Source organism: Pedobacter nototheniae (assembly GCF_004335085.1).
GTDB classification, from domain to species: domain Bacteria; phylum Bacteroidota; class Bacteroidia; order Sphingobacteriales; family Sphingobacteriaceae; genus Pedobacter; species Pedobacter nototheniae.
Genome location: NZ_RQRS01000033.1, coordinates 31,236 through 45,858 on the forward strand (window position 1 = coordinate 31,236; position 14,623 = coordinate 45,858).

Here is a 14,623-nt window from a genome sequence, read left to right on the forward strand (position 1 = left end):
TTAGTTACAGCCACAACCGCCACCACTCTTGCCACCATTTGCACCTGAGGCGCCCTCGCGGTAAAGCTGAAAACTCTGTTCAAATTTCTGGGCCTTTCGGGCTGAAAGGATCATGTCGGCATCATTAATCTTGTTTTTTTGATAAGGTTTTACGCTGCTGCAGGCAGTTAGCATACTGCTTAGTAGAGTTACGGCAAGCAAGGAAAGGACAACTGTTCTGGAAATTTTCATATTTATATCACATTAATATTGTTTGAGGTATACATCCGATCATTATCATCGATAACGATACAGGCCACTTGTTTAATCTGGTTAATCAGCTCCAGCCCTATTTTTACGCCCATTACCACAACCGGCGTAGCCAGGGCATCAGCAAGCTCGGCACTTGGGCAGATGATGCTCACACTTTTTACACCGCTTACCGGCAGTCCGGTTTTGGGATCTATGGTATGGGAATAGCGTTTGCCATTGATCGTCACAAATTTTTCGTAACTGCCCGAAGTGGCAATGGCAATGTCACTGATCTTTAGTGCAGAAAACGGTCTATCGGTCTGTTCGGGGTCCGCAATACCCACGGTCCATGGATGACCGGTACTTTGAGTCCCCCAGGTAATCAGATCTCCTGCCGCATTCACAATCCCGCTTTTGATGCTCAGTTTTTGTAGCACCAATTTTGCCTTATCGGCTGCATAGCCTTTCCCTATTCCGCCAAAACCGATACGCATGCCTTTATTTTTTAAAAACACAGTCGATTCCTCCTTATTCAGCACCATATTTCTGTAATCGATGAGTCCAACAGACTCCAGCGCGGTTGCTTCATCAGGAAGACTGGTCATACCCGGATCAAAGTTCCAGAGCCTTTTATCTATCGATCCGTAAGTAATATCAAAAGCCCCATCTGTAATTTCTGATATCCTGACAGACCGCTCAATAAGACTGATCACTTCCTCGTCTACTTTTACCGGACTTAAACCGGCATGTTCGTTTATCAGACTGGTTTGGCTGAGATCGCTGAAAGTGGTGAGCAGGTATTCTATCCTTCGCACTTCATCTATTGCGGCATCTATGGCCACATTGCCCTCCTGCTCGTGCTCAGCGATCACAGTAAACTCAAACCGGTTTCCCATGAGTTTTAGTATCCGGTTTACAGAAACAGCTTTAGCCATTCTGAGCTTTATTTTTTTAGTTTATCGATTTCGGAAACAAAAGCCTGCGGACTTTCATCAGGAAATCCGTCCCAGCTTTTGAGCACCTTTCCATTTTCATCAACCAGAACCGTGTATGGAAACTTACCGTCCTTATTGTACAACTCGGCCAGTGATTCGTTAAGTTTAATTTGTTCCTTAGGAAGCTGGTTTTTCTTCTGCCTTGGAAAATCTGCCCTTACGAGTAAAAGATTGGCAGCAGCATATTGTTCAAAACTTTCGGATTCTAAAATCTCTTTGCGCAGGCGGATGCAGGGACCGCACCAATCGGATCCGGAAAAATTGATGAGGATCTGTTTATGTGTGGTCTTAGCCTGTTTCTGCGCTTCTGTAAAGTTTACCATCCATGATGCCGGAATGGTCAATAGCCCCAATAGGGCAACAAAAAGTAGTTTCATAATCTTAAGAATAAACTTTTAAAGTAGTCCCGGTAAGCTGGGTATTATAAACGGTTAAGGCGCGTGATGCTGGTCCATTGGTTACTGCGCCGTTTTCAGAAAAGGTTGCGCCATGGTTGGGGCAGTAAAAGCGGCTGTTTGCCGATTGGTAAGTCAAGGTATAGCTTTCATGTGTGCACGATCGCTGTACAGCAATATAAGCCCCTGTTTTTGTTTTAGCGACAATAACACCATTTGATACCAAAGATCCACCATTGCTTAGTAGAGCTGCATTGGCAGCGAGGCTTAAATCGAGCGTAAAGTTTACGCCAGTTGGCCCGGTTGTATCCGTAGTGCTGTTGCCATCGGTTTTTTTGCAACCGATACAGTTTATAATTGCGAAGGCCGCTGCACTCATCCCGATGCTGTTAAGAAAATCTTTCCTGTCCATATTCTTTTTATAGTTAAAATGCGTAATGCAATGAAATATTCGGGCAATGTCCCGATGGATAACCTTTTGGTATCGACGGGATGTAGTGAATAAAATCTGTGTAAAAATTCTATCTATAAAAAGGCTTTAGGTTTCCGCGTGCTTCAGCTACTGATTGATGAATGAGTTTTAAAAAAACAATAACTTGTAACAAAACTATAGACAAAGTCTGAAGACATCCTGAAGTTTTGAATTAAAATTTGTTAAATATTTGTTAATCATATTTTTACCAAATGAGACGACTTAAGTAATTAGTCTTGCGATCAGGAATGCTGCCGCGGCAGCAATCAGACCTATCGCTGTCACTTTAAAAGCACCCTTTATTGGCGGTTGGCCGGTTACACGGCTTTTAAAATAGCCAAATACAAAAAGACAGATGGTGGTCAGTATAGCGGAGAGGATCAGCCCATCCTGCGGCATTGAAGTAAAAAAATAAGCTGACAAGGGCAGCATACCGCCCACACAGTAAGAAAACCCGATGGTAAGGGCACTGTTGCGTGCCCTGTTGATATCCGGTCTCTCCAGGCCAAGTTCAAACTTCATCATAAAATCTACCCAGTGGTCTTTATTCCTACTCAACTGATCTACGATGAGGTCCTGTGCCTTTTCGTCCAGCCCATATTCGGCAAAGATTTCCTTTACCTCTTCTTTTTCCTTTTCGGGCACATTTTCTACCTCAAGGTATTCCCTTTTTAGCTCACTTTCATAATGCTCTTGCTCTGTTTTACCGGCCAGGTAACCACCCAGCCCCATGGCGATGCAACCTGCAATGATCTCGGCAATGCCGGCGGTAATGATAATGGAATTGCTGCTTACCGCGGCGCTCAGGCCGGCGGCAAGTGCAAATGGAACGGTGAGCCCATCACTCATCCCGATAACAATATCGGAAATGAATGCTGAGCTTTTTAAATGCTTTTCATCATGTGGATTATTCATCAGCTTTATTTTTAAGTTTCATGAGCAGTGTGTAAGCGCCCCTGATCACAATCGGTTTTCCTTTTAAGGTCTCCGCATCTTTGATTTCGGTCCTTGCTGACTCGCTTTTACCGCTTTCGACTGGAGTCATTTTGAACTTATCAGGGGCGATTGCCACAAAGATGTATTGATTGCCTTCGAAATCAACCAGCGCCTCATCGGGGAGCGTGGATGAGTTATTATTGGTGGCCCGGATATCTGCATTCATATACATACCAGGGATCAGCGCCTTATCATAGTTTTCAAAATGGCAGTGAACCTCCGCCAGGTGGTCTGCCGATAGATCTTTGCTGATCAAAATAATCTCGCAATCATACTTTTTCCCGGGATTATTGTTGCTGTAGGCTTTGAGTTTTTGGCCAATGACCAGCTTTGGCAGATCCTTTTCAAAAACCTTAAGGTTAAGGTGTATATCGGCCGGGTTCACCAGCTCAAAAAGCACATCAGAAGGGTTTACATATTTACCGATATTCACGTTCACCTTCGATACAAAGCCGGTAATGGGAGAATATAAATTTATTCTTCTGGAAATATTCCGCTCGGTAAGCCTGGGGGCATTGATATTGATCAGGCCCAGTTTTTCATCCAGTGCACCCAAACTGATGCGCAGGGTTTTATAGTCTGCCTCTGCCTGTTGAAACACCTTGTTGCTGCTGGCCTGGCTCTGGTTCAGTTCTTTCTGACGAAGGTACTCCCGCTGGGCAAATTCGAGTTTAGCCTTTATCGTCAGGTAATCCTGCTGCATCTGGATATACTGCTGATCTTCCATTTCTGCGATGGCCTCCCCCTTGACCACGCGCATACCCGGCAAAAGCTTGGTAGAACGCAGATAGCCACCAAGTGGCATACTTATAGAAACCATATTCTGGGGCGGCACATCTATGCTCCCGTTTACCCTGATCACTTCCGCAATATCTTGGTTTTCTATCTGACCGGTTTTGATTCCCGCATTTTTTAACTGGGGTGAAGTCAGTGCGACTACATCAGTTTGATCGGTGTGATCTGCTGCCTTTTCAGGTGCTGCTTTCTTTTGGCTGCAGGCTGTAAAAAGCAATATGACGAAGATTGGAATTATATTTTTCATCCTTATAGGGTTTATTTTTTATTGGCGATGAAGCGATCCTGAGTTTTGATCCAATCCATTTTATTGGCGTGAAACTCACGATGGCCTTGGTTAATTTTTATTGGTGATGACAGTGCTGAGTCTGTGTTCACTGAATGTTGCTCAGGTGAGATACGGGATTTTTTCATTCTGTTCCTGCGTTTAAGTAATTAAACTGAATGACTGCCTGATTCAGGCTTTTAACAAGGTCAAGGTAATTGCTTCGTATCGTAACAGACTGGTTGATCAGCATCCCCCATTCGAGATAATTGATTTCACCATTTACAAACTGCTTATTGGCTGTGGTTATAATGAGGTCCGCATTTTTGAGTACCGTTTTTTCATACTGCTCTACATTTTCCAGCCCATATTGGTATTGCTTTCTGAGGGTCATTAACTGTAGGTTCAGTTGCTGTCTTTGCTGCTCGAGACCGGAAATGGCAATGTCCTCATTAATTCTGGCTGCCGATATCCTGGCTTTCTGGGCAGCACTAAAAATCGGGATACCGATCCCTAACTGCGCGGCCTGGAAACGTTTGTTACCATTATAGTAACGGTCATCAGCGCCGGTTCCCTTCATGGAGGTATTAAAGTAGCCGAGGCTGATTTCCGGTAGCAGTTTCGACTGTTCTACCTTGGTGAGTGCCTTACTGATGAGCTTTTGCTGCTCATAGATCTTCAAGGTATAATTTTTATCCACTTCAAAAGCCGCCACATTTTCAGGCAATTTTTTCTTTTCTATTTTGCCCTCAGGATAAAACCTATTTTCACTATTGAGTAACACCCCGAAATGCAGCAATACCGTTTCCATTTCCTGGCGGAGCTGGCTTAACTGAAAAGCCACTGCTGCTTTCTGGGTTTCGGCTGTAGCCTTTTCCATGATATTGCTTTCTCCAACCTTAAAACGGATTTTTGCCTTATCCAAAAACCGGCTGTAAAGCGAATCGCTTTTCAGGATGAGTTTTTCCTTTTCTTTTAAATATAAAAAATGATCAAACACTTCTGCTATTGTCCTGCGAAGCTCGGCTGCTTTTAGGGTAGCGCTCAAGGTTGCCTGCTCGGCTTCCAAAGTAAGCAGATTTCGCTGTTTTGCATATACGGACGGGAAACTGAAAGACTGGGAAATTCCGATCCGGTTATCGGTAAAAGCACTGTTTAGCTGTCCAATCTCTCCTGTTAGATTGGCCATGGGCCTGGCGCCAGATGTTTTGACGAGTTGCTGCCGGTATTTGATAAGTAGTGCCTGGTTTTTAACCGTCAAACTATTTTTCATGGCGGTATCTATAGCTGCTGAAAGCGTGATAGGCTGCTGGGCATTTACCTTACCTATACCAATGGAAAGTACAATACCAACTATGGTAAGCCTTTTACGACCAAAAGAAAATCCAATTCCTTTTTCAAACAAAATATAAAGCACCGGTAATACAAAAAGTGTTAAAAAAGTTGCAACCATAAGGCCTCCTATCACAACTGTTGCCAAAGGACGCTGCACTTCGGCACCTGCTCCATTGCTCAGGGCCATCGGCAGAAAACCTAAGGATGCCACAAAAGCGGTCATCATGACCGGTCTTAATCTCAAACTGGTTCCCTTAAGTACTATTTCTCTTAAATTCGTCATGCCCTCTTTTTTAAGTCTGTTAAATTCCGCAATAAGCACAATTCCATTGAGTACAGCCACACCAAACAGCGCGATAAAGCCAACCCCTGCACTGATACTGAAAGGCATTCCACGAAGCGCCAGAAAGAAGATCCCGCCTATTGCAGACAGCGGAATGGCTGAATAGATAAGCAGCCCCTGTTTAACCGAGCCGAAAGCAAAAAACAGCAGGATAAATATCAGTACCAAGGATACGGGCACTGCAACCATCAGCCTTTTCTTGGCCGCATTCAAATTCTCAAATGCACCACCATAAGTGACGTAATAGCCCGGGGGAAATTTGATCTTGGCATTCACCTTTTCCTGCAGTTCATTAACAATGGTCTGCACATCTCTTCCCCTTACATTGAAACCGACAACCAATCTCCTTTTGGCATCCTCACGCTGAATCTGGTTGGGGCCGTTTTTGATTTCGACGCTTGCAAGTTGAGATAAGGGTATCTGCGTCCCTGCAGGCGTTGGTATTAAAAGATTTTGAATGTCTCCTAAGTTTTTGCGCTGCTCCCCATCAAGCCGAACGACAAGTTGAAAACGCTTCTCCCCTTCAAAAATAAGACCTGCACTCTGGCCGGCAAATGCGGTATTCACGATCCGGTTCACGTCCGTAATATCCAGGTTATATTGAGCGATTAATGCCCTGTTGTAAGAAATCACCACCTGCGGCATTCCGGTGACCGGTTCAATGAAGAGATCCCGGGCGCCGTTTACAGAAGAAATCACCGAACCCAGTTGTTTGGCAAATATCGCTAGGGTATCCAGGTTCTCCCCGAAAATCTTGCAAACCACATCCTGCCTGGCTCCGGTCATCAGCTCATTAAATCGCATTTGTACCGGATACTGAAATCCTGCGGTAATGCCGGGCACTGCTTCCAGCGCCTTGCCCATTTTTTCAGAAAGCTCATTAAATGTTTTTGCCGAGGTCCAGTCTTTTTTATCCTTCAATATCACCATCATATCACTGGCCTCCATTGGCATGGGATCAGTCGGCACCTCGCCGCTTCCAATCTTGGTGACCACTTTTTCTACTTCCGGAAACTGGGTCTTCAAGATATGCGCCGCCTTTTGTGTACTTTCTATCGTCGTGGAAATACTGCTTCCGGTGAGTACCCTGGTATCTACAGCAAAATCGCCTTCTTCCAGTGCCGGAATAAATTCGCCCCCAAGAAATGTGAGGGTAATCGCAGCCAGTACAAATAATGAAAATACAGTGAGTAATACCATTTTTGGAAATGCCATAACTTTCGATAGCATTTTATGGTAAGCATTTTCCAGTCTGGACATCATACGGTCAGAAAAATTGGCTTTGTGCTTGATTTTTTTGCTCAAAAACAGCGCACTCATCATGGGTATGTAAGTGAGCGAGAGGATAAAGGCACCCAGCAACGCAAAGGCAACTGTCTGCGCCATTGGCTTGAACATTTTTCCCTCAATCCCCTGCAAGGTAAAAATCGGAAGGTAAACGATGAGAATGATAATCTGCCCGAATACTGCACTGTTCATCATCTTACCTGCAGATTGCTCCACCTGTCCGTCCATTTCCTGCGGTGATATTTTATCGAGCGTCGCAAACTTCTTGTGATGGGAAAGCTGGTGCATCACCGCTTCAACGATAATTACCGCGCCATCAACGATCAGTCCGAAATCCAGTGCGCCAAGGCTCATCAGGTTTCCGCTTACCCCGAAGGTATTCATCATAATCACCGCAAAAAGCATGGCCAGGGGAATAATGGAAGCCACAATCAGCCCTGCCCTGAAATTACCCAGAAAAAGAACGAGTACAAATACAACAATCAGTGCACCTTCCATCAGGTTTTTCTCTACCGTACCGATGGCATTATTCACCATCTTTGTTCTATCCAAAAATGGTTCGATTACAACCCCTTTCGGCAAGGTCTTCTGGATCTGGGCAATCCTGTCCTTTACATTTTTGATCACCTCGCTGCTGTTTGCGCCTTTGAGCATCATTACCACTGCGCCCGATACTTCGCCCTGGTCGTTGTAGCACATTGCACCGTAACGAGTGGCGTAGCCAAGCTTGACCTCAGCTACATCGCGGATAAACAGCGGTCTGTTCTGCGGCGTTTTAATGGCGATATTTCCAATATCTTCTACCGTAGATACCAGTCCTTCGGTACGGATGAAGAGTACCGAGGGACCTTTTTCGATATAAGCACCGCCGGTATTCTGGTTATTCCGGTCAATCGCACTGAACACATCATTGATGGTAATTCCGAAAGATGCAAGCTTGTTGGGGTTAATGGCAATTTCATATTGCTTAAGCTTGCCACCGAAGCTGCTTACCTCTGCTACCCCTTTGACGCCAAGTAACTGTCTTCTTACGATCCAGTCCTGAATGGTCCTGAGCTCGGTTTCTTTATACTTATGTTCATAACCTTTTTCCGGCCGGACCACGTATTGATAAATTTCCCCCAGACCGGTAGATACCGGCCCAAGCTCAGGGCTTCCTATTCCCTGCGGAATTTGCGTCTGAACCTGTTGCAGACGTTCTGCAACCTGTTGCCTTGCCCAGTAAATATCGGTATCATCGTTAAAAACAATGGTAACCAGGGAAAGGCCAAACCTCGAAAAGCTCCTGATCTCGAGCATACCCGGTATATTGCTGTTGGCCTGTTCGATGGGAAAGGTGACCAGTCTTTCGATGTCGGTCGCACCGAAAGAGGGTGCAATGGTGATTACCTGAACCTGGTTATTGGTAATGTCGGGAACTGCGTCTATGGGCAGTTTTTTGATCTCGTAAAATCCATATCCGATGAGCGCAAAAATAAACAGCCCGATGATGAGCTTATTGCGCACCGAAAATTCTATTATCCTGTTGAGCATAAAATCTTTAATAAACGTTTAAAAATTAATAAAATTTGTTCTTATGCTTATCAGATCGATAGCGCATAAGTGCTCAGGCAGCACTTTGGTGGTTGCCAAATGTCGCCTCCGGGTGTAGGGGTTTCGGGAAATTGATAAAAGAATAATTTGAGGTGTCGCAATTCAATGCCCGGATCGATTGGAACGACTATCTGACCGGCTTCCAGGCGAACAAAGGATTCCCCATGGTTCAACGGAACACAGGTCTTAAAGGGCAATTTCATATCCTTATCATAGTCTGCATCACGCACATCTCCGTTAAAGTAATGGATATAAAAAAATCTCCAAAGGGATAAATCCTTTTGCTGCTCTTTATGCTCAAGGTAATGCCCGATCAGCTCGGGCACCTTTAGAAACTGGGAAAGCGCTGTAGATGAAAAAAGATAACAGCACAACAGAAGTACAGCAGTTCTTTTTAGCATGGCCTAGATCCTAATTATTTTCATCATTTTCAACTCTCTCCCCCGTTGATCATATCCGAAACAATTCCCTTTCCATCTTTACGCTCGGCTAGGAATACCCCTGCAAGGTGAATGACAATAAAAGCCAGAATCAGGTACATACAGAACCCATGGAATTCCTTTATGCTGTGGTTAATGTTTTGCGGGATGCCGGTATAATCTTCAAAAGTGAGCAGGAGGCCTGTAACCACCATAATCAAAAGCAGGAGATAAAAAATGATATAAAGTCCTTTCACCACCAGTTCGTGCTTTGCTGCCTCTCGCTCTTTTTTTAAAATAAAATAAGCCCGGTAAGCTTTTTTGAGCTTGGGAAAGAGTTTTTGCGAGGGCGGCATAAAAAACTCTGCAACTAATCTGAACAGAAAAAGCGCGGCTAAGACATAGCCAAAATAGATGTGTATGCCCCATACCTGATCTTCCAGGCCATGCGTAACTGCACCGGCCTGCTTATCACTTATTGATGCACCGGCATTGATCAATTCATTTTTCACAAAGCTGCGCTGCGCACGGTCAAAAAGTGTAGCGTTGATCAGCACAGTGAGCAGGGATCCTGAGATCATAATAAAATTTACCCAGTGCCAGAAACGTGTCGACGAAGCATATTTCTTTCCTTTTCTGTTCACTCCTATTTCTTGGTTGGTAGGTTCGATAATGGCCATATGATTTTATTGAGGGTTGAAAGTTATGCTAAAAGTATGCAGGTCTTGATGGTAGGAATAATCAAGCTGGTAATGTTGACGGTTGCAGATCTGCTTTAATATGGCAAGCCCCAGACCGGTGCCTTCTGATGCATTATCCTTATAAAAACGGTCGAATATTTTTCCGGGATCGAGCGCTTTATTGTGGCCTGTGTTTGCAAATGCGATTTGGTCTGCATCCAACCTCACCTCAATCTTACCTCCGTCATAGTTATGCCTGATCACGTTGCTGAAAAGATTGTTAATCAGTATTTCAAGTAAGCTTCGGCTTGCAGAAATCGTTACATCGGTCAATGTGGTTTCAACAGTAATATTCCGCTCGGTGATCAGTTCCTGGAAGTATACCTGCTTTTCTTCGATAAGCAATTTCAGGTTAACCTTTTCCTCATCCTGCAATAAATTATTATCAATCTTAACCAGGAGTAGCAGTGATTGGTTCAGCTTGGTTAGTCGCGAGGTGGCCTTATATAATTCAACCAGGGTTTCGCCATCTTCCTTACCCAGAACATTTGACTGTAGCATATTATCGAGCTTAGAATTGATTACCGCAAGAGGCGTCATCATTTCGTGGGAAGCATTTTCAGTAAAAAGCTTAATCTCGTTATAATCAGACTTCACCTTGCCCGAAAGTTCTAACAACATCCGGTTCAATTGCCTGAATTCTGCAACGGGCATCTCAACAGGCTCGTATGGCCGATCATGGTTGATGTTGAACGCCGTAATATTCTTTAAGAGCTGCTCAAAAGGCGTCCAGATTTTCCTGAGCAAAATCCTGTTCACCAATAACACCAGGCCAAAAAGCATCGTCACCGGAAGGAGGATGATTAGGCAGATGTTCCTGATCTGCTCCTGCCGTTCAAATTTTGAAGCGATGACCAGAACCTGGTAAGGTTGCCCAACCAGTTCGAGTTCGGTTTTAAGGTACCTTGCGGTTTCCTTCCGGTGCTTAAGCGGATTATAGAATAGGGTATCCGCGTAGCTACTGGAAGGGCTGGCCTTCTTTATTTTTTTATACTGAACAACAAGGTCCTCAAATTCATGCGGCTGATAAAAATTGCCCTCTGCCGAATACTCTTTTACCTCCATGACCTCTTCCACCAGATCATGGTCAATCTGCTGATCAAGATAATAAATGAGCATCCGGTAAAAAAGAAATCCGATCAGCAGCAGTCCAAAAAGACTGATGATCATCAGTATCCTGTTGTATCTGGTAAATAGCTTCATACTTCCGTGAATTTATAACCTATGCCATATACTGACTGAAAATAATCCCTGCTGCCTGCGTCAGTAAGTTTTTTTCTGATATTCTTGATATGGGTATAAATGAAATCAAAACTGTCGGCCATATCTGAATCATCACCCCAGATGTGCTCAACCGCAGCAGATTTGGAAATTACCTTGCCTTTATTGGAAACAAAATACAGCAAAAGATCAAATTCTTTTTTGGTCATGTATACTGCTTTACCATTTACAAGTACCTCTTTAGCATCCAGGTCTATCCTGATTTCATTAAATTCAATATGCCTTTCGCCGTGAGCACTTTTGCGGCGAACAACTGCCAGTATCCTGGCATTGAGCTCCGAGAGGTGAAATGGCTTGATCAGGTAATCATCAGCTCCAAGGCTAAGTCCTTCTATTTTTTGATCAATGGAATTTCTTGCTGAAATGATAATCACCCCTTCTGTCCTGTTCATCCGTTTAAGATAGTTCAGTATCTGAAGTCCTTCTCCATCTGGAAGGGTAAGATCTAGCAAAATGCAGTCATAATCATACGACATCAAGCGGCCAAGTGCTTCGCTATAAGTTGAAGCCTGACTACATAGATATGCCTGGGAGAGCAGATACTGTGCTATGCTACGCTGTAGCCCAAGTTCATCTTCAATGATTAGAATCTTCATAAAAACAAATATGGTTTAAGATACTGAAGACATCTTGAAGTTCTCCCAAAAAAAGACCGAAATGACTTTTAAAATAATCAATTACTTGAAAGTCTTTTAATGTTAACCTGTTTTCCCGGCTGAAATGCAGACCTGGAATAGGGCTCAAAATATTCGTGGGAGATGACGAGCTTAAGATTTAAGGAATTCCATTGCGCTGTGTCATAAAACAGGTTTAACATCACTTCCCATTCCTTTCTAAGTTTTTCTGAATAAAGAAGATAATCCTCTAGAGAAAAATGATACAGATCAGCGTCGCACAAGATCTTTCCGAGTTTTTCCGTTGGGAATTGAGGAAACCTGGTGTCAGCAATACAACGGCAAATCTCATCAATGATCTCTTGCTCTACAGTTTCATTTCGCAAAAAATCAGTTGCAATCCGCATACTTTGTTCTTCATGTCCTATATATTTTTGTGTATAACCTGTATCATGAAACAACGCAGCAAGGTCTAGTTTGAGAAGCTCGACCTCGCTTAACCCACTATGGTCTCCAATCTCTCTGGCAATCCTAATGGCTTGAAGGGTATGCTGAAGGTCATGAAAGTACATCTTGTCAGATAACTGATCCATAAACAATCTCTTAACGTAAATCACTGCCCTTTCTATTATCTGTTCCATGTTTTCTTTTATTATTCCATCAAGCAATATAAACATCAAATCTAAAGACAAGTTGAAGTTTTTTACAAAAACAGCCATCAACTTACCATCTTAAAAGAAATTGTTTCTATTTGAAATTAATGAAGGTCATGAATACAATTTATGCATTTGGATTTTGACAGGTCTCTATTCGAAACAGAAAGATATACTCAGTTAAACTTGTTCATGTCAAAGTCCTTTATCAGAATAAGAATACAATGGAGGATTTTTCTCAAATGATATGGTCTTTACTTGTTATTTTTAACCTTTTATTGAAATTAACCGTCGCTTAACACTTTTGTAAGAATCGAAAACTTATAAGCCGAAGCTACAGTATACTCAATAGATCCATGCTAAAATATCAATTTTAGTTCGATGGATCTCTATTAGATAAACCAATCCATTTGACCCCTCATTGCCAATTTGGTATGTACTGACAATAAAAAACTTGCAACAAATATTTTTCCGGTAAGACGGGGTCAATTTACTCCGGTTTATCCAATAATGATTATTTCGGTTGAATATTTCTCTTTTTCCTATACTGCCCCTCAATCTTGTGCTTCACCACTTTTTCAAAATTCACTACTGCTTCACAATGTTCAAAAAGGGTCGAACTTCCGCGGATTGACCCTACCATAGTAGGCAAATCAAAATTATCCTTTGATTTGCCTTTTTTTTTGCCCTCAAAAACCCCCTTTAAACTATCTAGAACGCGGATTGCTTCATTGAGCCGAACAGTTCGATGTAACTCTCCGTCAAAAGTCCAATTTTCGGGATAGATCGAACTGATTAAGCGTCTTTTTCCTTCAGAATCTGCGTTTAAATAGGTTTTAGGCAAGTTTGTAAGCATTCCAGTCGCTTTTGCAATTATTGGACCTAAATTTAGATTTCCACGGGAGATCTCGAGAAGTTTTCCCTCAAGAATTGTGATGCTTCTCTCGCAATCAATTTTGATTTTACGGTATTCAAAGTCCAGAATCACATCTTGTAACATCTTGTCCCTTGCACGAACCACCTTTTGATTAAGTTCCTCTATTTTACTCTTGATAGTTACTGTTTCATCTTTTTCACCACCAGAAATCGAGTTATACACCTGCGAGAGAACCATTTTATAAAGTTCATTTACTTTGGGATCTAAAGAATGTTTCTCCAGTTCCTTTACAAATGCATCATTTACTTTATTTGCGCCATACCTCACCTTGCAGGCAGAGAAACAGTGGTAGTAATAATAATATTTTGAGTAGCCTTTTGAAGCACTGCCAGTTAATTTGTAACCGCATTTTGGACATAACAGAAAACCTCTTAAAGGCAATTCATCGGGAGCTAAATGTTTATTTTTCGTTTGTTTTTTCCTTCCGTCCAGAATTTCCATTACAGTATAGAAAACACTTTCAGATACAATTGGCTCATGTTGACCTGGTACAATGTGCGCTTCTTCTTCTTTATACTTAGAAACTTGGATCTGTCCACAGTAGACTGGGTTACGGATTATCTGCCAAAAATTTTTGCGCCCACACTTAAGTCCCTTTTCGTGAGCTGCTTTCCAAATCTGATCGATAAACCACTTACCAGTTGCAAGTTCTTCATATGCCCATCTCATAATTGATGCCTGTGGCTCAACTGGGCTTATATATTTTTTGCCACCTTCAGTAATTTTATTGATGTAACCAATTGGTGCAGATCCCATAAAGCGTCCTTCTTTTCTTGCGCGCCTCATTCCAAAGAAGGTATTTAAAGCCCTTCTATCATTTTCGACCTCTGGCGCTGCAAGATAAAAAGCCAGCATCATCTTATTTTCCGGAATAGAAATATCCAAAGGTTGTTCTATCGCCTGAGGCTCTATCTCCATGTCTGATAGAATCTTGATCATCATGTATGCATCTCCAGCATTTCTTGAAAACCTATCCCATTTTGTAAAAAGAATTAGATCAACCTGTCCTCTTTTTTTCTTCAGCTCCGCGAGCAGCTTTTGCCAGGCCGGCCTTAAAAATGTTTTCGCAGAGTGATCTTCAAAAATGACCTTTCTTACCTTAATTCCTTTTGCTACGCAATAGCGCTGCAAAACTTCTTCCTGATTGCGTTGAGAATATCCTTTATCGGCTTGTTCTTCGGTACTTACTCTGATGTATAAATCTGCTGTCATGGCTTGTTCATTGCTTGTTCCACTTCCAAAATAGCTAATATATATAGTAAATCCAAGATT

The 14,623-nt window shown here is 42.7% G+C and carries 14 protein-coding genes; all 14 read right to left on the bottom strand.

Going from position 1 to position 14,623, the window contains the following annotated elements:
• Nucleotides 1-231 carry a DUF4266 domain-containing protein gene (locus EHC72_RS21170; protein WP_131539722.1) on the bottom strand — a complete coding sequence of 77 codons (231 nt, stop codon included), beginning with the start codon at nucleotides 229-231 and terminating at the stop codon, nucleotides 1-3.
• A gap of 2 nt (nucleotides 232-233) precedes the next feature.
• Nucleotides 234-1,166 (bottom strand): FAD:protein FMN transferase, encoded by a 933-nt coding sequence (locus EHC72_RS21175; RefSeq protein WP_131539723.1) that lies wholly within the window; start codon nucleotides 1,164-1,166, stop codon nucleotides 234-236.
• An 8-nt stretch (nucleotides 1,167-1,174) separates the two neighbouring features.
• A complete protein-coding gene (locus EHC72_RS21180) occupies nucleotides 1,175-1,603 on the bottom strand; it encodes a thioredoxin family protein (RefSeq protein ID WP_131539724.1) in 429 nt (142 codons plus the stop codon).
• 4 nt (nucleotides 1,604-1,607) lie between these two features.
• Entirely contained in the window at nucleotides 1,608-2,033 is a 426-nt protein-coding gene (locus EHC72_RS21185; protein WP_131539725.1) for a QcrA and Rieske domain-containing protein, read from the bottom strand.
• 282 nt (nucleotides 2,034-2,315) lie between these two features.
• Entirely contained in the window at nucleotides 2,316-3,008 is a 693-nt protein-coding gene (locus EHC72_RS21190) for a VIT1/CCC1 transporter family protein (RefSeq protein ID WP_131539726.1), read from the bottom strand.
• Nucleotides 3,001-4,131: an efflux RND transporter periplasmic adaptor subunit gene (locus EHC72_RS21195; RefSeq protein ID WP_131539727.1), complete on the bottom strand. Its 1,131-nt coding sequence runs from the start codon at nucleotides 4,129-4,131 to the stop codon at nucleotides 3,001-3,003. The genes EHC72_RS21190 and EHC72_RS21195 overlap by 8 nt, the downstream gene beginning before the upstream one ends.
• An 11-nt stretch (nucleotides 4,132-4,142) precedes the next feature.
• Nucleotides 4,143-4,298 carry a hypothetical protein gene (locus tag EHC72_RS22825; RefSeq protein ID WP_165585910.1) on the bottom strand — a complete coding sequence of 52 codons (156 nt, stop codon included), beginning with the start codon at nucleotides 4,296-4,298 and terminating at the stop codon, nucleotides 4,143-4,145.
• Complete coding sequence (locus EHC72_RS21200) at nucleotides 4,295-8,647, bottom strand: CusA/CzcA family heavy metal efflux RND transporter (RefSeq protein ID WP_131539728.1); 4,353 nt, start codon at nucleotides 8,645-8,647, stop codon at nucleotides 4,295-4,297. The genes EHC72_RS22825 and EHC72_RS21200 overlap by 4 nt, the downstream gene beginning before the upstream one ends.
• Before the next feature lie 50 nt (nucleotides 8,648-8,697).
• Complete coding sequence (locus EHC72_RS21205; RefSeq protein ID WP_131539729.1) at nucleotides 8,698-9,108, bottom strand: hypothetical protein; 411 nt, start codon at nucleotides 9,106-9,108, stop codon at nucleotides 8,698-8,700.
• Between the two features lie 29 nt (nucleotides 9,109-9,137).
• Nucleotides 9,138-9,806 carry a cytochrome b/b6 domain-containing protein gene (locus EHC72_RS21210; protein ID WP_131539730.1) on the bottom strand — a complete coding sequence of 223 codons (669 nt, stop codon included), beginning with the start codon at nucleotides 9,804-9,806 and terminating at the stop codon, nucleotides 9,138-9,140.
• Nucleotides 9,807-9,812: 6 nt separating this feature from the next.
• Entirely contained in the window at nucleotides 9,813-11,069 is a 1,257-nt protein-coding gene (locus EHC72_RS21215) for a sensor histidine kinase (RefSeq protein WP_211660344.1), read from the bottom strand.
• Nucleotides 11,066-11,743 carry a response regulator transcription factor gene (locus tag EHC72_RS21220; RefSeq protein ID WP_131539731.1) on the bottom strand — a complete coding sequence of 226 codons (678 nt, stop codon included), beginning with the start codon at nucleotides 11,741-11,743 and terminating at the stop codon, nucleotides 11,066-11,068. Before EHC72_RS21220 ends, EHC72_RS21215 begins: the two co-directional genes overlap by 4 nt.
• A gap of 77 nt (nucleotides 11,744-11,820) precedes the next feature.
• A complete protein-coding gene (locus tag EHC72_RS21225; protein ID WP_131539732.1) occupies nucleotides 11,821-12,480 on the bottom strand; it encodes an HD domain-containing protein in 660 nt (219 codons plus the stop codon).
• A 448-nt stretch (nucleotides 12,481-12,928) separates the two neighbouring features.
• On the bottom strand, nucleotides 12,929-14,563 hold the full coding sequence (locus EHC72_RS21230) for a recombinase family protein (protein ID WP_131539733.1): 1,635 nt from the start codon (nucleotides 14,561-14,563) through the stop codon (nucleotides 12,929-12,931).
• Nucleotides 14,564-14,623 lie beyond the last annotated feature (60 nt).